Annotated in this window: 18 protein-coding genes; 1 reads left to right on the top strand and 17 read right to left on the bottom strand. The window is 40.8% G+C overall.

The genetic code is table 11. The features are described from left to right. Nucleotides 1-61: 61 nt before the first annotated feature. The 6 genes from FO442_RS07735 to FO442_RS07710 all read right to left on the bottom strand — a co-directional run bounded on the left by FO442_RS07735 (nt 62) and on the right by FO442_RS07710 (nt 6,577). Nucleotides 62-2,419, bottom strand: a complete 2,358-nt coding sequence (locus tag FO442_RS07735; protein WP_144332592.1) for an outer membrane beta-barrel family protein — start codon at nt 2,417-2,419, stop codon at nt 62-64. A gap of 319 nt (nt 2,420-2,738) precedes the next feature. Continuing rightward, nucleotides 2,739-3,050 carry a hypothetical protein gene (locus tag FO442_RS07730; RefSeq protein ID WP_144332591.1) on the bottom strand — a complete coding sequence of 104 codons (312 nt, stop codon included), beginning with the start codon at nt 3,048-3,050 and terminating at the stop codon, nt 2,739-2,741. Nucleotides 3,051-3,300: 250 nt separating this feature from the next. Then, nucleotides 3,301-4,365, bottom strand: a complete 1,065-nt coding sequence (mtnA, locus tag FO442_RS07725) for an S-methyl-5-thioribose-1-phosphate isomerase (RefSeq protein ID WP_144332590.1) — start codon at nt 4,363-4,365, stop codon at nt 3,301-3,303. A gap of 85 nt (nt 4,366-4,450) precedes the next feature. Then, complete coding sequence (locus FO442_RS07720) at nt 4,451-5,152, bottom strand: T9SS type A sorting domain-containing protein (protein WP_186279980.1); 702 nt, start codon at nt 5,150-5,152, stop codon at nt 4,451-4,453. Nucleotides 5,153-5,272: 120 nt separating this feature from the next. After that, nucleotides 5,273-5,968, bottom strand: coding sequence for an acireductone synthase (gene mtnC, locus FO442_RS07715; protein ID WP_144332588.1), 696 nt, complete (start codon nt 5,966-5,968; stop codon nt 5,273-5,275). A gap of 69 nt (nt 5,969-6,037) precedes the next feature. Further along, on the bottom strand, nt 6,038-6,577 hold the full coding sequence (locus FO442_RS07710; RefSeq protein ID WP_144332587.1) for a 1,2-dihydroxy-3-keto-5-methylthiopentene dioxygenase: 540 nt from the start codon (nt 6,575-6,577) through the stop codon (nt 6,038-6,040). A gap of 187 nt (nt 6,578-6,764) precedes the next feature. On the opposite strand from FO442_RS07710, the gene FO442_RS07705 reads away from it, so the two are divergent. Continuing rightward, a complete protein-coding gene (locus FO442_RS07705; RefSeq protein ID WP_144332586.1) occupies nt 6,765-7,625 on the top strand; it encodes an OmpA family protein in 861 nt (286 codons plus the stop codon). Between the two features lie 193 nt (nt 7,626-7,818). On the opposite strand, the gene FO442_RS07700 is transcribed toward FO442_RS07705, so the two are convergent. The 11 genes from FO442_RS07700 to FO442_RS07650 all read right to left on the bottom strand — a co-directional run bounded on the left by FO442_RS07700 (nt 7,819) and on the right by FO442_RS07650 (nt 21,051). After that, nucleotides 7,819-8,112 (bottom strand): hypothetical protein, encoded by a 294-nt coding sequence (locus FO442_RS07700; RefSeq protein ID WP_144332585.1) that lies wholly within the window; start codon nt 8,110-8,112, stop codon nt 7,819-7,821. Nucleotides 8,113-8,131: 19 nt separating this feature from the next. After that, on the bottom strand, nt 8,132-9,322 hold the full coding sequence (locus FO442_RS07695) for a T9SS type A sorting domain-containing protein (protein WP_144332584.1): 1,191 nt from the start codon (nt 9,320-9,322) through the stop codon (nt 8,132-8,134). A 90-nt stretch (nt 9,323-9,412) separates the two neighbouring features. Continuing rightward, a complete protein-coding gene (gene mtnB / locus FO442_RS07690; RefSeq protein ID WP_144332583.1) occupies nt 9,413-10,015 on the bottom strand; it encodes a methylthioribulose 1-phosphate dehydratase in 603 nt (200 codons plus the stop codon). A 1-nt stretch (nt 10,016) separates the two neighbouring features. Next, complete coding sequence (locus FO442_RS07685; RefSeq protein ID WP_144332582.1) at nt 10,017-10,910, bottom strand: sterol desaturase family protein; 894 nt, start codon at nt 10,908-10,910, stop codon at nt 10,017-10,019. 12 nt (nt 10,911-10,922) lie between these two features. After that, nucleotides 10,923-11,741, bottom strand: a complete 819-nt coding sequence (pyrF, locus tag FO442_RS07680; RefSeq protein WP_144332581.1) for an orotidine-5'-phosphate decarboxylase — start codon at nt 11,739-11,741, stop codon at nt 10,923-10,925. Nucleotides 11,742-11,797: 56 nt separating this feature from the next. After that, nucleotides 11,798-12,577, bottom strand: a complete 780-nt coding sequence (locus FO442_RS07675; protein WP_144332580.1) for a DUF4249 family protein — start codon at nt 12,575-12,577, stop codon at nt 11,798-11,800. 70 nt (nt 12,578-12,647) lie between these two features. After that, nucleotides 12,648-14,969: a TonB-dependent receptor gene (locus FO442_RS07670; protein WP_144332579.1), complete on the bottom strand. Its 2,322-nt coding sequence runs from the start codon at nt 14,967-14,969 to the stop codon at nt 12,648-12,650. Between the two features lie 172 nt (nt 14,970-15,141). Then, nucleotides 15,142-16,221, bottom strand: coding sequence for a peptide chain release factor 1 (gene prfA, locus FO442_RS07665; protein ID WP_144332578.1), 1,080 nt, complete (start codon nt 16,219-16,221; stop codon nt 15,142-15,144). A gap of 152 nt (nt 16,222-16,373) precedes the next feature. Then, nucleotides 16,374-17,546, bottom strand: coding sequence for an AIR synthase related protein (locus tag FO442_RS07660; RefSeq protein ID WP_144332577.1), 1,173 nt, complete (start codon nt 17,544-17,546; stop codon nt 16,374-16,376). Between the two features lie 139 nt (nt 17,547-17,685). Next, nucleotides 17,686-19,860: an OmpA family protein gene (locus FO442_RS07655; protein WP_144332576.1), complete on the bottom strand. Its 2,175-nt coding sequence runs from the start codon at nt 19,858-19,860 to the stop codon at nt 17,686-17,688. Nucleotides 19,861-20,022: 162 nt separating this feature from the next. Beyond that, on the bottom strand, nt 20,023-21,051 hold the full coding sequence (locus tag FO442_RS07650; protein WP_144332575.1) for an RluA family pseudouridine synthase: 1,029 nt from the start codon (nt 21,049-21,051) through the stop codon (nt 20,023-20,025). Between the last annotated feature and the right edge of the window lie 3 nt (nt 21,052-21,054).

The raw sequence follows: 21,054 nt of genomic DNA, 5'->3' as shown, positions 1-21,054 counted from the left end.
CGCACTTTGCTAGGCGTATTTAGATACAATGGTCTGCGCACAACTCCTGTATCTAAATATCTTACTTACCGATCCTACCTGCTTCGCCAGTACTATTAGTACTATGCTGATTCACTAACAATCGGGTATTTCCCAATTTATATGTGAAACAAAAACGAACTTCTTGAGTATCGTAATAACTAAATTGTTTTATCGTCGTTTGATTGCTCGTAGTGTTTGTTGATCTCCTTTGAAATCTGAAAGGATCACTACAACTCAATTCGAGCGTTATTCTGTTTTTTAGAAGATTTTTTTTCAATTTCACCCCCATGCTAGGCCTTGTTGTGGTTAATGAAATTTGTTCAAAATATGGTGTGTGGTAACTGATAGCTGCTTTAAGAAAAAAACTTTCTCTTTTATCTAACACTTGGTTTACTGAAACATTGATATAGCCAGAAAAAATATTTAAGTTCTGAGATGCAATCGTCGATATTACAGTACGGTTAACGTAACCACAACTTATATATGCATCAATTGTAGTTCGCTTCTTTATAGTCTTGTAGTAGTTCACACTAAAATCAATCGACCGAGACGAAAAAAGATTAGAAATGGTGGTTTGTTGAACTTGTGTCGCTTCATCGTAGATCGTTACATTCGTTTGCATTTTTTCGATGTAACCAAAAGAAAGGTAAAATTGGAAATCCTTAACACCGGTTGAAACAGATAGATTATGCAAAATTATTGGTTTTAGATAAGGATTACCTGTGGTATAACTATATGCAGTAGTATAATATTTAAACGGGTTCAGGTCAGTATAATTCGGACGCACGAAATTTCTCGAGTAGTTGAAGTTCCAGTATTGACTTTTTTTTGTTTCAAACATCGCAAATGCTTTGGGCAGCAACTCAAAATAATCATTCTTTATTGACAGGGCAGATGTTGGTGAATTAGCCAAATAATATGTATTTTCTCCACGAATACCTAATTGGAATGACCATCTATTTTTCTTCCATTGCATTTCTGCATACCCTGCCTGGATATGTTCAAAATAGTTGAACTTGTTACTTTGAGATGTATCTGGAACTTCCGGATTAGTTAGGTTATTAAAAACAGCCAAATCTGTATTATTCTCTGAATAAGAATATCGAGCGCCAAAACTTAGATTTACATTCTTTTTTGGAAGAACATAATCAATTCCTCCGGATAATAAATTAGCACCAGCTAGGTTTTGATTTCTAATAGATGTGTGGGTGCTACTCATCAGATCTCTATTATCAGTTTCAAAATTAATTTTTCCGTTCCTATTGTAATTGGTATAATCAACGTTGAAATCTAACTTTTGCCCAAGTGAATCGAGACGCTTTGATAAATTTAGATTAAATGCGTATTGATTCTTAATTCCTTTGTTAACGGTTAAGTTATCAATTGTTCCATAGCCTAAATTAGAGATTTTCTCAATAAAACTACGATCGGTATTTCGTCCGTTAAAATTATCGACAACAGCCAATAAGCCTAATTCGGTAGAGGAGTTTATTTCATAATTTAAACCGACAGAACCTGTAAGCATACCTAGTTCTGCAACTGTAGTACCATTCTCATTCCATTGTAAGGTATCGTAGTCAATTGTTTTTGTGCTTATGTAATGGTATTTTTCTTTATTTGCACTAATATTTGAGTATAAACTGAATCTTCCGGATCTGTATGAATAATTCGCCATCAATCCTAATTGATTGTAAAAACGCTGCCCAAAATCGGCACGAAGACTTCCTTTGCTTTGTCTACTTTTTGCACCAATAACTAGTTTAATATTAATCAAACTACCACGAACAGTTGCTGCATATTTCACGGGAGGTATTGGAATAATCTCCACATATTGAATGTCTTCTGTGGGAATTGATCGAATAAATGAAATCAGAGGCAATCCTGTTAGTGGTATCAGCTTATCATTAAGCATCACTTGTGCCGAAGAACCACCAGCCACTTGAATATTATCACCATTTATAATAACTCCAGGTGCAAACTCGATTACATCTGATGCATCTCCACCAACAAGAGCAGGTATGTCAGTAGGATTAAAAATAGTACGGTCAACCTTCCTAATTACTACTGGCTTTTTTCCAATAATCTCTACATCGTCTAAGTATTTCCCATCATCAATTTTTAGATCTACAATGGTCGGTCCGTTTACTACAACCATTGTATCAATCGTTTGAAATGGAACTCTTATACTTAGTTTGTATTCACCCGAAGAAACCGATTCGAAAGCATAATTCCCGATTGAATCTGTACCCACAGTTTGTAATACCATAGAATCCTGAATCAGTAACAACTTGCAATAAATCTGTGGTTCCCCGGAAATATTTGAGATTTTTCCTGATAGGGTGCTTTGTGCCACTAAAGTAAATGGGAATAATATCAGTGCTAGGGTTAGTAACTTCATAAATAGTGCTAAGCTCTCCACTCTTGCCACCGTGGAGGTTAATGGTGTTGAATTAGATTAATGTAATGTGCTAGTTCAAACAATGTTACAAAATTATTTTGATCACAATCAACTTTTTAGAAAATTGTACTTAAAATAGAATAATTCCAAATAAGTTAAATATAGAATAACCTTTAGCAATTAGATCTTCAAAGAAGATAACATATTTCTTCTTTGTATAATTAATAAAATCCGAGTCTTTTATTTGGGGCTTAAAACAAGAAAAGCGGCTTAAAACGCTGAATTTTTCTTTATTCGAACTAGACCTATCGGAAAATAATCACGATTTTACTTGCTGTTTCAGTCCTAAACGAAAACAGATTAAAGTTATAATCAAAAAAGCGACAGAAATCAAGGTCGCTTTTTTATTGATTTGAAGAAGTATTGCCCGTTTGGATTTTTCCGTGGGTAATTTTTCTACTTCATTCCAATCAGATTTCTTAACTTTAACTCCAGTATAATAGCGAAGCGGTTTATATACATAAGTTTGCTTCAAAGCATCAAACTCTTTGTACCCGAAGTTCATTACAGCTAATACAGGAATTTCTCCTTGAACTCCTGTTTTTAATATGAAATTGATCTTTAATTTCATGGTGATTCATTTATTTGGTTGATTCAAACGTATAAGTAATAACTTATAGTTTGGATACTAAAAAGGGTAGGAAAATTGGAGGTTTGACCCCCAATTCCCCTAAATTCTTCTTGGTTCCTTCCCATATAACGAATGTGCTGAATCCTTTATTGTAACTGGGCTACAGAGATTTCAAAGGATTTTAAAGATTTTGGCTATTTGTCCTATGTGGTTTAATAAAAATGAACCACATGGGACATAAGGAACATCCTTAGTTGTATTCCGGGAAGAGCTTCAACAATCCTTCTTCGCTGGCATTGCAAACTCCGCGTTCTGTAATCAATGCCGTTACCAAACGTGCGGGAGTCACATCAAATCCGTAATTGCTTGCCTGCGTGGTTTCCGGGCAGATCAGTACTTCATCCAACTGACCGGTGATCTTGCTTTTACCGACCACATAGCGTACTTCATTCTGGTTTCGCTGTTCGATCGGGATTTCTTTCAAACCATCACGAATCGTCATATCCAAAGTCGTTGACGGAAGCGCTACATAAAACGGAATGTGATTATCGTGTGCTGCAAGTGCTTTCAGATAGGTTCCGATCTTATTGGCGACATCTCCCTGACGAGTCGTTCGATCTGTCCCAACAATACACATGTCAACCATACCGTGCTGCATCAAATGTCCGCCCTGGTTATCTACAATCAGTGTATGCGGAACATCGTGTCTTGTCAGTTCATAACAGGTCAGATTTGCACCTTGCAGGCGCGGACGTGTTTCATCCACCCAAACGTGCACTTTAATTCCTTTTTGGACAGCCTGATAAATCGGTGACGTAATGGTTCCCCACTCGATGCAACCCAACATTCCTGCGTTGCAATGCGTCAGGATATGAACCGTTTCTCCCCTTTTTTTCTTTGAAATAGCCTCAATCAAAGGCAAACCGTGCACACCGATCATGCGGCACGTTTCGACGTCATCTTCCACAATTTGAGCGGCTTCTTCCCAGGCAGTCTGAACCAGGTCTGTTGCACCGGCAAGTTTTGCTTTCATGCGGTCTAGTGCCCAGAATAAATTCACTGCTGTCGGTCTTGAAAGTCGCAAATCGGCAAATGCCTCATTTAAATCCGCACCTTCTTTTGCTGCCAGGTAAATACCATAAGCAGCAGTAGCACCAATTAACGGAGCACCACGAACAACCATCTCTTTGATTGCACGTTCCGCGTCTTTATAGGAAATCAATTTTTCAACTACCCATTCATGGGGTAATTTGCGTTGATCAATAACTTCCACGTAGTGGTCCTCGGTTGTCCAAATGGTTCTGAATGCGCTCATAAACTTATTTTATGCCGCAAAATTAATCTATTTGAACCAATTCAATTGACCGGGAGTCTATTTTTAGATTTACAGATGAAAAGATTTAATGCGAAACTATCAGTTTCCTGACAATCGTTCCTAAATCATTCGTGATGTTCAATAAATAAACACCATTTTTCCAGTTAGAGCAATCAATCTTCTCTCCGTTATCCCGGTTAAAATCCACCCTGTTTCCTTGCAAGTCCATAACGGAGACAACTGAATTCTCATCTGCCCCGATTAAACTAAAATGATCATTTGCGGGATTAGGGCCTATTTTAACAGTGGAAAGTTCATGTGTGGAAACAGATAAATTATTGGAAGTAACATGAACTGTAATACAATCCATATTATTCGATTGGTCGGGGTCTTCAATTGGATTTTGGGCGTTTTCAGGTTTCACATAAACGCACACATCTACTGTCATTCCAACAAACTGGTCTGAAAATCCGATAATTCTGGGAATATCAAAACTCTGCATTGGAATCAGTGAATTTCCTGTGTAGTCCAAATGATTTTGGTTATTCTGTGCAAAAACTGTTGTGTCACCAAAAAGAATAAAATAATAATAGACTGAATCCGTTGCTTCCAGACTTTCAACAGAATCAGCGTTTTTGACGTTTACAACGAAATTAAACGGTACCTCCGCTTCAATCGTATCTCCATTTTGAGGAGCAGTGATGGTGAGTTGTAAATCAAGCAATCGTTGCGCGCTTCCCCAAAAACAAAGCAAGCCCATACTTAATGAAAGTAGTATTCTCTTCATAGTTATGTAGTTTAAATTTTGTTCCATGCGAATATCACATGGGCAAGACCAAGCTACAGAATATAATACCTCATTTTATTGAAAAATTGCGAGCTGTGTTAAGAATTGATTCTTCTGTTATTATTCAAAAGTTATCTCATCAAACGAAGTCGCAAAGTGCTTCCAGGTTGGAGTCATCCCTTCTCTTGCCAGCTGAATGGTTTGAAAACCGTTTGAATCAGCCGCTTCCAGTTCTTCGGAAATATCACTTAAAAAAAGAATTTCGGATGGTTTCAGTTGAAGCGCTTCGGCAATTTTTGCATAAGTCTTTGCTTCTCTCTTTCCGCCCGTATTGGTATCGAAGTAGGCAGAAAAATAAGGTGTCAGGTCTCCGGAAACACTATATCCGAAAATGAGTTTTTGTGCCGGAACAGAACCCGAAGAAAATACTCCCAAGTCAATTCCCTGCCCTTTCCATTTCTTCAGATTCGCAGCTACTTCCGGGTAAACATGCCCTTTTAGTTCACCGTCGCGGTAACCTTTGTCCCAAAGAACTCCCTGCAAGGTTTTCAACGGCGTAATTTTACGATCTTCCACACTCCATTCGTATAATTTATCGATGATTTCCTGATCGGTAGCAATACGTTCCCCATCTTCGGACCAAGCCAGTTCCACAGTTTGTTTAAACGCTTCTTTTACAACCGGATTATCTGTCAATTCCATTAAGTCAAGAATGTTATTCCGGAAATAAGGGAACAGTTTTTCTGCAACAAATGAAATGGAAGAAGTGGTTCCTTCGATGTCCGTGAGAATGAATTTGGGTCTTTGAAGTGTCATTTTAAATATCTTTATTAGGGAATTGTCTGACGTAATATTGCGTTATTACGTCAGAGAACGCAATCTGGTTTATTTTGAGACCCTAAAATTGCTAAATCGCTCCTCCAGCCTCGATTCCGTATAATGAGGAACCCACCCGCTCATATCAATGAAAATGCGGATCGCTTTCACAAACGGATTCGTTTCACCTGCATCGAACCAGTGTTTTGTGCCTGCGGGTACAGAAATCAGATCACCCTGTTCACAAAGCAGGTTGAAAACAGGTTCATTTTCCAGGTTAAACCAAAACAAGCCATGCCCATCAACGAAAAAGCGAATTTCATCTTCGGAATGGGTGTGTTCTGCCAAAAACTTCGCACGGATCGCTTCGTAGTTTTCCGTCAGTTTATTGATTGTAATCACATCTGCTGTCTGATAACCGCCCGCATGCATGAATGGAGTCAAACTTGATTCATATGCTTTCAGGATTTCCTCCTGACTGGCACTGTCTTCAAAGACGATGTCTGCCTGCCATTGATCGAAAAAGATTCCTCGTACCTGCATAAACTCGCGGATTTTCTGCGGATCACGCTCCGTAATATTCAAATCTGGAATGGATAATATTGCCATGAAACAAAGTTAATTAATTGCGAATCGCAATGAAGAGAATATACTAAAAAAAATGTGTGCATGAAGTTGTCTGACAGATCCCCGTAAATCACAATTAATTCCAAACTATCCTAAAAAAACCTAATTAGCTTGAACCGCTTTTTCCGAATTCCTTTTCTTTAATAAACCAATTATAAAACAAAGAGTTATGAAAGTATTCAACAAATCCATTCTGATAGGCACACTCGCCGTTGGAATGCTGGCAGTGTCCTCTTGTAAACCGATTTATAAATGTGGTGACCCTATTCCGGAGAAACAAAAAGGTGGAAAACGGCTTCAGGCTGTTGTAGCAGAGCGCGATTCATTGTGTACTTCCCTCGCTGATCAAAAATCTGTTAACGAGCGACTTACAGCGGATAACAGAAGTCTGCAAAATAAACTTTCCGGCCAGGAAAACATCAACGAAAATCAGTCTGCACAGCTCAGCCAAAAAGAGCGGGACCTTCAAAACAAGAACAAAGATCTCCAGGAGAAAGAACGCATGCTTCGTGAAATGCAGGCGATTATTGCACGCCAGGATGAAATGACCCGGAAACTGAACCAAACTTTACGCGATGCATTGGTCGGATTTAACTCGGATGAATTGACCATGGAAATCAGGGACGGTAAAGTGTACGTTTCGATGTCGGACAAACTCCTGTTTAAATCAGGGTCCAATACCGTTGAACCGAAAGGGGTGGAAGCTTTGAAAGTATTGGCCGATGTACTGAACAAAAACCCGGATATCCAGATCCTGGTAGAAGGTCATACGGATAATGTACCGATCAAGACAGCTGTTTACAAAGACAACTGGGATTTAAGTGTGGCGCGTGCCACTTCCATTACACGTATGTTGAACGAAAAATACGGAGTTGCTGCAACACGTATGACCGCTTCCGGTCGTGGTGAATACTATCCGAAAGCATCCAATGATACGCCCGAAGGAAAAGCAAAAAACCGGAGAACGGAAATCATTCTTTCTCCGAAACTGGATGAGATCATGAATTTACTGCAAAGCTCTGGAAAATAAGGGAATAACTTATTTATCGTAATAAACGGTAGCAGGGATGCAATTAATTGCATCCCTGCTACCCAACTCTAAACCTTCTTCTCTTCCAACGTGCCATCCGCGTGCAATGCAAAACGCGTTTTATTCCGGTCGTGTATCTGGGAGAAACCGTTCATTGCAATTGAGTTTTAGAAAAGCATGTAAAAACAGCTCATTATTTCTGCTTCTTTCTCCAGAAAAAATTCACCAGCAAAGAAGCCACACTTGTTAGCAACAACCACGCAGCAATTTGAAACCCTCTTTCATAAGCAGGGATTTGATCATCGGAAAGAGTTCCCTGATCCAGGAAAAAACCGTAGAGGAAATAGAAAGTGATGCCACAAACAATACTGAAAATGGATATCACATAAAAAATTCCCTTATTAGATTTTAGCTTGATAAAGAGCGTTATCAACTGGAATACGATCAATAAACAAATGAAACCGAATGCGAGTAAATTCCAATCCATATCCCAAGACCTTAATTGATTATTCTTTAACCAATTTACGCATAATGGTTGATTTTTCGGAACAAATCACAGCAAAATAAATTCCCTTCGGACAAGCCCTCAAATCAATTTCGTTTCCATTTTTTACAAAAGCAACACGCTGACCGTTTGCAGCTAAAACTTCTATAGAAAAATCACCGGATAAATTCCCGGAAACCTCAAAAATTCCATTTCCCGGATTCGGACCGATCTGAATACCTAACTCATCGTTCTCTTCCAAATCAGCCGTATTCGCTGCCAGTCGCAAAATCGTTCCGTTCAATCCGCAGGAATAGCCTATCCCATTTCCAGGAAAACAAACTGCCAATTGTCGTGAAGATGATGATGAGACCGGTGACCAGGAAGCCCCCTGTCCCGTTGTTTTCATGATCACGCTCGTATTACCGCTAAAACTTCCTCCCACGGCAAATCCAAGAGAATTGTCGGGGTAAAAACCCAATCCGTTTAAGACCGTTCCGGAAAAAGTATTCGAAGTCCAAATAGAACCCGCATTGGTTGTACGCAAAATGATTGCTTCGTTTGAAGCAGTGATCCCTCCGGTCACAACTCCGGTATTTCCGTCGGTAAAATAAACGTCTGTCAAGGAATGCGTATTGGTCCCGCTGGTCAGAAAATTCCATGCCTGGCCCGCATTAATCGTTTTCAGGATCGTTCCCCCATCTCCTACTGCGTATCCGATGAGGTCGGAAACAAAAAAGATCTTATTCAATTTGAAGGAAATCCCGGTATTGGTCGCTGTCCATGCATTACCGGAATTGGTCGAAATCAGGATCGTACCGTTCACCCCGGTAACATACATATTCAACCCGTTTACAAAAATTCCTGTCAGGTCATTAGTCGTACCCGAATTAACGGTTGACCAGCTTGTTCCTGAATTGGTTGTTTTGAGAATGGTTCCATTCTTACCGACTGCCAGGCAGGTCGTTGCATTTAAGAATGCTATTCCCGTCAGATCCTGCATAGTCCCGGAATTCGAAGCCGTCCAGTTTAGCCCGGAATCGCTCGTTTTTCGGATTACACCGGAATTACCGGCAACCATCCCAACAGAGGGGCTAAAAAAATCAATTGCGTTCAATTGGACAGATACACCGCTGTTTTGAGGGGAGAATGTTTGCCCGTAGGAAAATAATCCGGCGAATAATGTGATGATCACTGTAAAACGTAATTTCATATTAGATGCTGCTTTGGTCTTTTCTTAAATTGATATCAGGGATATCAATTCACAACGAGTGTCCGGAAAAGATGGTTGGGTAAATTTTGCTTAATTGGAAATTTTCCAATCTACTTCGAACAAATATTCCGCTGTTTCCAGGTGACGTTTGGCTTCAAACAAGTTTCGTCCCCAAGCATAGGTACCATGTTGACGCATAATGAACGCCGGAACAGTCAATCGTTCTTTTTCGCGCTCCAATACATCCGCAAAAGCAGGCATGTCTTGTGTATTGTCGAAAACCGGTACTTGAACGGTTGTTTCGTGAGTTTTAATGCCTTCAAAACCTTTCAGGACTTCATAACCGCTCAATTCAACAGCGGCTCGGTTCTTCATGGATTGCAAAACCGAATACATGGAATGACTGTGAACAATACACATCATTTCAGGAAACAATTGGTACAATTTGCAATGGATCAGGGTTTCAGCAGACGGACGGATTCCTTCATAAGCAGGGAGTGCTTTTCCTGACATATCCACTTCCATAAAATCAGCAGCCGAGAAAAGTGATTTGTCAATCCCCGATCTGGAAACACTGATCACATCCGGATTTTCAACCGTTCGGAATGAATAGTTGGTGGAAGTGGCTGGTGACCAGCCTTTTTGGTGATAAGCACGAATCACATCTGCCAATTCTCTTTTGATTTCTTCCATCCTATTCTTTTTGTCCTTGTTTTATATGATCACGCAATTGCTTCGAGGTCAGGGTACTGCCATCATGACTCCATCCGGGTGGTTTGGTAATGTATAACCATTTATTTTTCAACCCGTTTGTTTTACGGATATCTTTATAAATGGAAACCCATTCGTGAAAGATGACATTGGCCGGATTATTGTCAATTTTTTTTTCGTACAACCCGAATTCAATCGGAAGTCCGTCAATTTCAGCCTGGAATGTACCGAACAGTTTATCCCATATGATCAGGATCATTCCCATGTTTTTATCCAGGTATTCCACATTGGAAGCATGATGCACCCGGTGATGCGAAGGCGTGACCAAAAAGTATTCTAATATACCCATTTTTCCAACCGTTTTGGTATGCACCAAAATCCCGTAGGTTTGGGTAATTGAATACATGATGAAAATATCAAAAGGCTCAAAACCCAAAAACACCAGCGGAATAAACCAAATGAAGCGATATACCGGCTGAAAAACGGATGACCGGAAACCGGTCGTCAGATTATACTTATCGGATGAATGGTGTGTTACGTGAATTGCCCAAAAGAAACGGACTACGTGATCAATGCGGTGAATCCAGTAGAAAATGAAATCCTCGGCAAAAAAAAGTGCTCCCCAATAATACCATGCACGTGTATCCCAACTGACTATTCGGTAATCAAAGAAGAACAGGAGAACAAATAAAGTAATCCCACGCATCAAGACATCGACTCCCATATTGGCAATCATCAAATACAGGTTCTGAACGGTATCACCGACCGAATAGAGCTTTCTGTTATGCCAATTACTCAGAATGATTTCACCCAGGATCAGGAACACATAAATCGGTGTACTGATAAAGATGATGAGTTTTTCTACGTAATCAACCATACAAATTTCGTTTTAGAAATTCTTAGCCGTCAAAATTTGAGCCATTTCCTCCTGCAATTTTTGAGCTTCTTTTCGTGCTTCAATTGCAAAGTCAGCTGAGTTTGATGCATAAATAACGGATCTGGAAGCATTTACCAATAAACCACAGTCATCGTTCCAACCGTACTTGGCTACATCTTCCAGGCTTCCGCCCTGTGCCCCTACTCCGGGAACCAGGAAAAAGTGATGGGGAACAATTTTACGTACTTCGGCTATTCCTTCAGCCCGGGTTGCACCGACAACATACATCAGGTTATTTTCAGAACCCCATTTGGAGCTTTTTTTCAATACTTTTTTGTACAATTCTTCACCGGAAGCATCTGTTGTAAATTGAAAATCCAAAGCACCTTTATTCGAAGTGAGTGCCAGTAAAATTACCCATTTACCTTCAAATTCCTGGAAGGGGGTGACGGAATCTTCTCCCATATACGGAGCCACTGTTACTGCATCGCAATTTAAATAGTCAAAGAATGTTTTAGCATAATAAGTGGATGTATTCCCGATATCGCCGCGTTTTGCATCTGCGATAGTCAGACAGTGAGCAGGAATATAATCGATCGTCTTTTTTAGGGACTCCCAGCCTTTCGGACCCAAGGCCTCATAAAATGCAACGTTCGGTTTATAAGCTACACACAAATCCTTTGTAGCATCAATGATTGCTTTATTGAATTCGAATACAGGATCTTCCGTCTGCAATAAGTGAGCAGGAATTTTATCCAGATCGGTATCCAGACCAACACATAAAAACGATCTTTTTTCACGAATTTGTTGAATCAGTTCCTGTCTTGTCATCACGTTGTTTTAAGCCTGCAAAGATAAGCAAATAGAACTAAAAACAAATGCAGGTACTACTGTCCTACAACAATTGTCCGGGAGTCAAACGTCCGTGCGGAGAAATATCCCACGCATCCGCCGTTCAGATTGGAGATCGGATTAGCCGGAGTAGCCTGGCTGGAAGAATTTACTCCCAATTGATTGAAATAGGTATGAATCGGTTTGTCGATACAGAAAAAATCTACACGAACCGTATCTCCTATTGCCAAATCAGACACAAATAAAGGCTCAACAACCAAGTTTCCATCTGTGAACTGATCATCCTGGATGTAAACTGTTTTATCTCTTTCCCCGTTCACATACACGTGGAATTGATAATAATTGGCAATTCCCTGCTGGTCAAAATGAGCCGGAACCAACGAAATCAGGGTGTCTGTGCCAAAAGGATAGAATTCAACATATAAATCCTGCAAGGGCTGATAAGCAGGCAGGGTGCTACTTCCGGAATACGAGTTTCCGTCGACAACTGCGGTTAAAGTATAGGTTCTTCCTTCAAATCCCGGGTAATTGGTCAATTCATACCATCCGTTCCCAACCGAAGTAAACGTTCCCGCATTCCCCAAATTGTCTATCACGGTTATGGATGCATTATCCACCACCGGAGGAGCGGTGCTCTCATCAAAATTCTGTGTTTTGGTAATCCTGATCCGTTGAACGGTATCTCCGTGCAAAATGAATCCTTCTATGACCACTTTCTGTTCCGTATCGTTCAGATCCACATCGATTACTTTCTCGCAACCTGAAAATACAAGGATAAAAGTAAAAGAAACCAAGGCTGTAATTATGAATTTCATCTTTGTTGCATTTAATTTGTTCAATCCGCTTCCGTGAATGCTTTATCGTCTGCCGCGGTGGGTTCTGTTCTTATTTGAATTTAAAATTATAGGTAATTGCGGGAACGATCCGGAACAGGGTTGTTTGAACCGCTTCCGTTTTGGAAGGATCGTCCTTATTCTCTCTGAATGTAATGGAATAGGCATTTTCATGCGCATAAGCATTGTAAATGGAAAAGTTCCAACTGCTTTCAAACTTTTTCGTGTTTTTGCGAAGCCAGGTAACCCCCAAATCCAGACGGTGGTAATTCGGCATGCGGTAGCCGTTGCGTTGGGTATAAATGAAATAGGTCTGACCATCTACCTGGTATTTTCCGGAAGGAAACGTCACAGCATTTCCGGTATAGAACACGAACAATGCCGAAACCGACCATTTCGGTGTGATCTCATAAATTCCTACAACAGACAAATCGTGTGTTCTGTCCTGCTTTGCCAGATACCATTTTCCGTCATTGATCCCATCGATTCTCCGTTCTGTGCGGGAAAGGGTATAACCGATCCAACCGGTAAACTTGCCCGACTTCTTCTTCAACATAATTTCCAACCCATAAGCACGGCCGATCCCTGAAAGTAATTCTCCTTCCAAGCGCTCATTAGCCTGTTCATTTGCCCCATTTTTATAATCCAATTGGTTTTGCATCCATTTGTAATACACTTCCGTACTCAGTTCCAATTTATTGTCCAGGAAGTTCTTGAACCATCCCAAAGCAACCTGATCGGAAATCTCCGGTTTGATGTTCAAACTGGAAGAAAGCCAGACATCTGTCGGCGAACCGGAAGTAGAATTCGAAACCTGGTGGATATTTTGCGTATTTCTGGCATATGCTGCTTTGATCGACTGCCCTTTCAGGTATTGCCAGCTGAAAGAAAGTCTGGGTTCCACAAAAAAGTAGGACTTCAGCAACTTGTTTTTCGACCAGGTATCAGTTGTTGCTACTGTTCCGTCCGGATTGTAGGTGTACATTTCGTCGCCACTTGCAAGTGCCATCAGATTGGAACCGCGCAATCCATAACTCAGTGTGAAGTTCTCGGTAATGGAATAGTCATTGGTGATATAAACTGCATTTTCAATGGAGTTGGTTGGTTTCAGACGCTTCGTATTAATGCCCGAATTTTCATTGGCATCAATTTGTCCCGGAGTGATCCCGTGATTGATCACGTTCAAACCGATCTTCACTTTGTTTCGGTTATTCGGGAACCACTGGAATTCCTGCTTCAAATTAAAATCCTGGATTTGTGAAGTAATATCAAACTTTACATCTCCTCCCGAAATGGAAATTTTGTAATCGTATTTGCTATATATAAAGGAAGTATTGGAAAACCACTTTTCATTGATGATGTGATTCCAGCGCATCGTTCCGGTTGCATTTCCCCAATTAATTCCAAAAACATCTCCCAAACCGAGCTTGTCCCGTCCGAAATATCCCGATAAAAACAACCGGTCTTTCTTCCCGATGCGGTAATTCACTTTCGCGTTCAAATCATAAAAGAACAATTTATTGTCTTTGAATTTATCCGATAATTTCAGGAAAAGGTCCGCATATGTTCTTCTTCCGGAAATTAAAAAGGATGCCTTATCTTTCGCAATCGGCCCCTCCACGATCAGTTTGGAAGAGATCAATCCGATTCCACCGCCGACATTGTAGCGTTTCTGGTTTCCATCGTTCATTTTAATATCCAGTACAGATGAAAGCCGTCCACCGTAATTCGAGGGTTGATTTCCCTTATAAAGCATTGCATCTTTGATCGCATCCGAATTGAATGTCGAGAAAAAACCCAATAAATGGCTTGCATTGTAAACCGGTGCCTCATCCAACAAGATCAAATTCTGGTCTGCTCCACCACCACGCACATAAAACCCGGAACTACCTTCACCTGCATTTTTCACCCCGGGCAATAATTGCATGGTTTTGATCAAATCTTTTTCACCGAAAATCACCGGGATCTTCGAAATTTCTTTCGGGTCGATTTTCTCCACTCCCATCAACGGGTCCCGTACATTTCCATCCGGCCTGTCGGAAGAGATGACTACTTCTTCGAGTTCTTTTTCATCCTGTTCCGTTTTCAACTGAAAATCGATTGATTGAGAGGCGGAAAGATCCAGTTCCTTTTCCATTAAAAGGTATCCAACTGCCGATACCTGAATAGTGTATTTTCCGGCAGGAAGTGTCAAAGAATAAAATCCGTATTCGTTTGTTACGGCACCTAATCTCTGATCCTTTACCCGGATAATGGCTCCGATAATTTCTTCACCTTTTGCCTGGTCTTTCACTGTTCCGCTCAAGGTTGCGTTTCCCTGACCGAACGAAATGACGGTGATTAGAACAAATAAAATGGGTAATCCTAATTTCATGTTGTTGAATTGTGGTATAAAATTCGCATTTATCTTTCAAAAGCATCAAAAAAAAATGGCGAATGGTTGTCATTATTCGGTAGAATGAAAAAACTCTCCTTAAATGGGAGAGTTTTTTCATTGTTCAAAGAGTTAAAGATGTTCAATGGTTCGAACGCTTTTATCTGTTGAATTAATTCAGCTCGCCTTTCATTTTTTCCGCATTTTCTGCCATTTTCAGTGCATCAATCATTTCCTGGATATCTCCATTCATAAAAGCTCCGAGATTGTACATCGTTTTATTGATTCGATGATCTGTAATCCGGCCCTGCGGGTAATTGTATGTTCTGATCTTTGCAGAGCGATCTCCGGTCGATACCAAAGTCTTTCGCTGAGCCGCTCGTTCCTGGTGGACGCGATCTAACTCTGCCTGGTATAAACGGGAACGCAAAACAGATATTGCTTTCTCTAAGTTTTTATGCTGTGAACGGCCATCCTGGCACTCTACTACTACTCCTGTAGGAATATGCGTCAAGCGGATCGCAGATTCTGTTTTGTTAATATGCTGACCACCCGCTCCGGATGCTCGGAAGGTGTCTTTGCGCACATCATTCATATCCAGTTCGAAATCCACTTCTTCCGCTTCAGGCAACACCGCCACCGTAATTGCAGAAGTATGCACCCGTCCCTGGGATTCGGTTTCGGGAACCCGTTGCACACGATGTACACCGGATTCGAATTTCAGCATTCCGTAAATTCCCGCTCCTTCAATACTCATAGAGATTTCCTTATAGCCTTTCCCCGAAGCTTCGGAGGAGTTTGCAATCTCGTAATTCCACCCCATCTCTTTGAAGTACATTGTGTACATTCTGAATACGTCTTCCACAAAAATACAGGCTTCATCTCCACCTGTTCCGGCACGCAATTCGAGAATGGCATTTTTATCGTCTTCCGGATCCTTCGGGATCAGCAATATTTTGATCTCTTCTTCCAGCTCCGGTTTCTTTTGTTCCAGCTCATTGATCTCCATTTTCGCCATTTCACGCATTTCCGGATCTGTTTCCACTTCGAGCATCTCTTTCGAACTTTTCAGGTTGTCCAAAATATTCTTGTATGCTTTGTATGTGTTATCTACCTCCTCCAGGTCTCGGTATTCTTTATTTAATTTCACGTAACGGTCCATATCCGAAATGATATCCGGATCGGTAATCATTTTACCAACCTCAACAAATCGGAAATGAATGGCTTCCAGTTTACTTAATAAATCTTGCATCTATTCTTCTAATCTTTTAATTCTTATTCTTCCTGAACAAAGAGCATTTCAAGCTTTGCGCTCTTTTGCTTCTTAGCAGCAGGAATAAATCGTGTATTAAACCGCCAGAAATGAGAGGCGCGAAAGGCGTAAGATCTCTTTATTGATTCCAGCTATCCGTTGTAAATAAATTCACCAACTTCCGAGCGAACGGTCACCTGTTTTCCCGACATTTTTTCTACCCGGCCGATAATTTGTGCATCAATTCCAAACGATTGGCTGATCGAAATGATTTGCTGTGCTTCACTTTCCGGCAAATACACTTCCATGCGGTGTCCCATGTTAAAGACTTTATACATTTCTTTCCAATCGGTACCTGATTCTTCCTGGATCATCCTAAAAAGTGGCGGAATCGGGAATAAATTATCTTTAATCACGTGAACATCATCCACAAAGTGCAATACTTTCGTTTGCGCTCCACCCGAACAATGAACCATTCCGTGAATGGAAGAGCGGCATTTGTCCAAAATCGCCTTGATAACGGGTGCGTAAGTACGCGTAGGTGAAAGGACTAATTTTCCGGCATCTACAGGAACTCCTTCAATCCGATCCGTCAGGTTCTTCGACCCGGAATACACCAATTCGTCCGGAACTGCGGCATCAAAACTTTCAGGGTACTTCGCAGCCAGAGTTTTGTTAAATACATCATGACGGGCAGAGGTTAATCCATTCGAACCCATTCCGCCATTGTATGCATTCTCGTAGCTTGCCTGACCATAAGAAGCCAATCCAACGATTACATCTCCATCCTGGATGGTATGATTCGAGATCACCTCGGAACGTTTCATGCGGCAAACAACCGTTGAATCCACGATAATTGTACGAACCAAATCGCCAACGTCAGCAGTTTCACCCCCTGTTGAATAAATCCCGATTCCCTGTTCCCGAAGTGTTTCTAATAATTCTTCTGTCCCATTGATAATTGCCGCGATAACTTCCCCGGTAATGAGATTCTTGTTTCTTCCAATGGTTGAAGAAAGTAAGATATTTTCCGTTGCTCCTACACACAGCAGATCATCAATATTCATGATCAGTGCATCCTGGGCGATTCCTTTCCAAACGGAAATATCCCCGGTTTCTTTCCAATACATGTATGCCAAAGACGATTTTGTTCCTGCTCCATCGGCGTGCATCACAATACAATACGCTTCGTCTCCTGTCAGATAATCAGGCACAATTTTGCAGAAAGCTTTTGGAAACAAGCCTTTATCGACTTTTTTGATCGCATTGTGTACTTCTTCTTTTCCTGCGGAAACACCCCGTAAATTGTATCGAATATCTGACATACTAAAAATTGAAAGGGCAAAGTTACAAAATTCAATTGAGAGGAAAGCCCACAAAAAAAGGCCTTTGAAACAAAGACCTTTTTTGTGACTGCGCTGACGCTTATCTTTTATCGAAAGCAATGCTTTCTCATATTTAAAATTACCTTGCTTTTGGAAGTGGTTTAAATATCAGGTAATCCGGATTTGCAGGAGGTGCATTGGTTGCATCGAACTCCAGTGTAACCACTTTACCTTCCGTACGTCTGTTGTACTGTTGCAATTGCTCAAACAATTTCTTGTTTGTTTTCTTGAACTGGTTCATGTATGCTTCTTTTAACACGATTGTCTGTACTCCTGGAAGTACATTTCCATCCGCATCTCTCGGTTCAGATTCCATGTATACACCACCTGATAAGTAAACTGTTCTCGGTTCACGCTCTCCTTTTCCAACCGGGATAATTCTGCGCGGATCAATTCCTTTTTCCTCTACCAGGAACTTGTAGCACGCTTTCGCACGGTTTTCGGAAAGAACCTGGTTGTACACGTCATTACCTCGTGGATCCGTATGAGAACTCAACTCCAGAACCAATCCCGGATTATCTGTTAACAAATCATATACGAACAACAGGGAATCCTTAGAATTAATGGAAGAGTCAACTAACAAATCCCATTTTGCCAAAGGATAACGTACCTCCGGAAGACGGATTGGTTTTTTCACCGGGAACAATCCCATATCCAAAACGAAATCCTGGTTGTACTTCAATCCTTTTGTTGAAATGGAAGCTCCTGCTTTGTTCTCATAATATCCTTCTTTGGAGATCATGATCTTGTAATCGGATTCTTCCTGAATATAACGGTCACCGTTTGGTTTTTTATCCCAGAATACAGATCCGTCTTTTGCAGTTAATCCTTCCCACTTTTCGTTTGCGTTGGATCCGGTAACTACTACTTTCACACCATCAATTTTTGTTTGACGCGTCTTATCCGTCAAGTCAAACACATTGATTTTTAAAGAGAACACGTTCGGAGGCAATTCATACATCCATAAATCCGGGCTGAATTGCTCACCCACATTTCCTTTACGCTCAGAAGTAAAATATCCTTTGCGGTCATCCACTTCCACCATGGCATAGTCGTTGAACTCGGAGTTGATAGGAGACCCATAATTTGTCGGTTTCTCCCATTGATTCTTATCTCCTATTTTTTCAGCACGGAACATATCCAATGCACCCATTCCCGGAAGACCATCGGAAGCATAGATCAAATCTCCGTTTTTCGCAAAACTTGGGAATAATTCATTTCCTGCGGTATTGATTTCAGGCCCCATATTTGTCGGCATGGACCATGAATCGGATTTTTTGTCATAAGTAGTGTACCATAAATCATGTCCTCCCTGACCTCCCGGCATGTCAGAAGCAAAAATCAGGAATTTCGCATCGTCCGACACACATGGATGTCCAACTGACAAGGTATCGTTTGGTTTCAAAGAAAGTTTTTTAGGACGTTCCCAACCTTTACCACCCATTTCAGACATATAGATATCACAACCTAAGTTTTTCTTTTTCAAACTCGGACAACGTGTAAAGAACATCGTTTTACCTCGTGCATCGATACACATTGTACCTTCGCTGTCTTCCGTATTGATACTGTCTCCTTCGATTGGTTTCGGTTCCAACCAGTTTCCTTTTTTATCCAATTCAGATACGAAGATGTCCATATACTTTTGACAAGTCAACGGATCTTTCGCTTTTCCCTGAAGGCCTTCACGCTCACTGGACGTTCCGAAAGCAATTTTTGTTTCTTTCTTATCAACGAACATCGGCGCCATTTCGAACCCTTCTTTGTTCAGGGCCTTTACATTGGAAACCGTATGACGTGTTCTGTTTTCTTTGAATTCTTCGAACATCTTGCATGAAGCAATTCCCACATCTGCTCTCGGATCGTCCGGAACCAATGCTTTGTAAGCCATGTAATTCTCCTGTGCTTTTGTCAGTTCGCTCATTTGACGAAGCATATCAGCATTATATAACAAAACAAGCGGTTCCTTTTTCTGGAACTTTAACAAGATGGCTTTTTCATACCACTCATTAGCTCTTTTGAAATTATCTGTCATTCTGTAACATTCAGCCGTTTTAAAAGCCATGTCACCTTTCATTGCAAGACCTGATTTAGACTTACGTTTGATTTTGGAATAGGCTAATTCACATTTTGCTGCAGCTTCACAGTAATTTCCACTTCTAAACTGAGTATTTGCATCTTTAATTTGTTTCACTTGTCCGAAAGACACGCTGGAAACAACTAAAAGTCCAGATAAAATAAGCGTTTTAACATTCATAGCAAGGTGCAATCTTTTTATAATAAACACAGTGACAATAGAGAAACTATGGCTTAAAGGTATAGTTAAACAGTTGTCGTGATTGCCGAAATTAAATTAAAATTTTGAATACGCGTTATTTATCACGGAAAAAAAAACGTCTAACCTGCTTTTTGTGAGATTTTACTCAGAGACGTATCTGTCCCATTTTTGCAGTAAAACTTGAAATCCGTCGGGTAAATCGGACTCAAATTGCATCCACTCTCCCGTTTTCGGATGTTGGAATCCTAACGATTTGGCGTGTAATGCCTGGCCGGGGACTAAATCAAAGCAATTGGCTATAAACTGCTTGTACTTATCATGGGTTGTTCCTTTTACGATGCGGTCTCCGCCATATTCCAGATCATGAAACAACGGATGGCCTTTCCATTTCAAGTGTGTGCGAATCTGGTGTGTCCTTCCGGTCTCCAGTTTACATTCGACTAAAGTCACCAAACCATACCGTTTCAGGACCTTCACATGAGTAACTGCATGTTTTCCATGATCTCCTTCGGGAAACACCGTCATGACCTTTCTGTTCTGCAAAGAGCGTCCCAGGTTTCCTTCAATCCGGATATCTTCTTCCAGATCACCCCAAACCAATGCCTGGTATCTTCGCTCGGTGGTTCGGTCATAAAATTGTCTTGCCAGGTTCGTCAATGCGTCTTCCGTTTTGGCTACAACCATAATACCGGTGGTATGTTTATCCAAACGATGAACCAAGCCGGGCCTTCCGAAATAATCCGATTTTCGTTCCGGTAAATTATCGAAGTGATAAACCAGGGCATTAACCAGGGTTCCTGTGTAATTTCCGTACCCCGGATGAACAACCATGTTTGCAGGCTTATTTACGACAATGACTTCCTGGTCCTCGTAAACAATGTCTAAAGGTATGTTCTGCGGAATTAATTCAATTTCGCGCACGGGATAAGGCAAAACAATCGCCACCTCGTCATGCGGTTTGATCTTATAGTTCGACTTAACCGGTTTGCCATTCACCACGACACTGCCGTTTTTGGCTGCCGATTGGATTTTATTCCGGGAAGTATTTGGAAGACGGTCCAGTAAATACTTGTCTATCCGAACGGACTCTTGTCCCGGATCTGCTTTAAAACGGTAATGTTCAAAAAGTTCCTCTTCTTCTTGCTCAACGTCCTGAACATCGTCATTCATCTC

Origin of the sequence: Fluviicola chungangensis (genome assembly GCF_007558725.1) — a bacterium.
GTDB classification, from domain to species: domain Bacteria; phylum Bacteroidota; class Bacteroidia; order Flavobacteriales_D; family Crocinitomicaceae; genus Fluviicola; species Fluviicola chungangensis.
The sequence above is the reverse complement of the archived record's forward strand: the minus strand, read 5'-3'. Positions and strand labels throughout refer to the sequence as shown.

Excerpts from the sequence above, each read along its gene's own strand:
- pyrF (WP_144332581.1), bottom strand. The coding sequence starts at position 11,741 with ATGACAAGACAGGAACTGATTCAACAAATTCGTGAAAAAAGATCGTTT.
- FO442_RS07675 (WP_144332580.1), bottom strand. The coding sequence starts at position 12,577 with ATGAAATTCATAATTACAGCCTTGGTTTCTTTTACTTTTATCCTTGTA.
- FO442_RS07650 (WP_144332575.1), bottom strand. The coding sequence starts at position 21,051 with ATGAATGACGATGTTCAGGACGTTGAGCAAGAAGAAGAGGAACTTTTT.
- FO442_RS07730 (WP_144332591.1), bottom strand. The coding sequence starts at position 3,050 with ATGAAATTAAAGATCAATTTCATATTAAAAACAGGAGTTCAAGGAGAA.
- mtnB (WP_144332583.1), bottom strand. The coding sequence starts at position 10,015 with ATGGAAGAAATCAAAAGAGAATTGGCAGATGTGATTCGTGCTTATCAC.
- FO442_RS07695 (WP_144332584.1), bottom strand. The coding sequence starts at position 9,322 with ATGAAATTACGTTTTACAGTGATCATCACATTATTCGCCGGATTATTT.
- FO442_RS07670 (WP_144332579.1), bottom strand. The coding sequence starts at position 14,969 with ATGAAATTAGGATTACCCATTTTATTTGTTCTAATCACCGTCATTTCG.
- FO442_RS07735 (WP_144332592.1), bottom strand. The coding sequence starts at position 2,419 with ATGAAGTTACTAACCCTAGCACTGATATTATTCCCATTTACTTTAGTG.
- FO442_RS07700 (WP_144332585.1), bottom strand. The coding sequence starts at position 8,112 with ATGGATTGGAATTTACTCGCATTCGGTTTCATTTGTTTATTGATCGTA.
- FO442_RS07720 (WP_186279980.1), bottom strand. The coding sequence starts at position 5,152 with ATGAAGAGAATACTACTTTCATTAAGTATGGGCTTGCTTTGTTTTTGG.
- mtnC (WP_144332588.1), bottom strand. The coding sequence starts at position 5,968 with ATGACACTTCAAAGACCCAAATTCATTCTCACGGACATCGAAGGAACC.
- FO442_RS07660 (WP_144332577.1), bottom strand. The coding sequence starts at position 17,546 with ATGTCAGATATTCGATACAATTTACGGGGTGTTTCCGCAGGAAAAGAA.
- FO442_RS07710 (WP_144332587.1), bottom strand. The coding sequence starts at position 6,577 with ATGGCAATATTATCCATTCCAGATTTGAATATTACGGAGCGTGATCCG.
- mtnA (WP_144332590.1), bottom strand. The coding sequence starts at position 4,365 with ATGAGCGCATTCAGAACCATTTGGACAACCGAGGACCACTACGTGGAA.
- prfA (WP_144332578.1), bottom strand. The coding sequence starts at position 16,221 with ATGCAAGATTTATTAAGTAAACTGGAAGCCATTCATTTCCGATTTGTT.
- FO442_RS07685 (WP_144332582.1), bottom strand. The coding sequence starts at position 10,910 with ATGGTTGATTACGTAGAAAAACTCATCATCTTTATCAGTACACCGATT.
- FO442_RS07705 (WP_144332586.1), top strand. The coding sequence starts at position 6,765 with ATGAAAGTATTCAACAAATCCATTCTGATAGGCACACTCGCCGTTGGA.
- FO442_RS07655 (WP_144332576.1), bottom strand. The coding sequence starts at position 19,860 with ATGAATGTTAAAACGCTTATTTTATCTGGACTTTTAGTTGTTTCCAGC.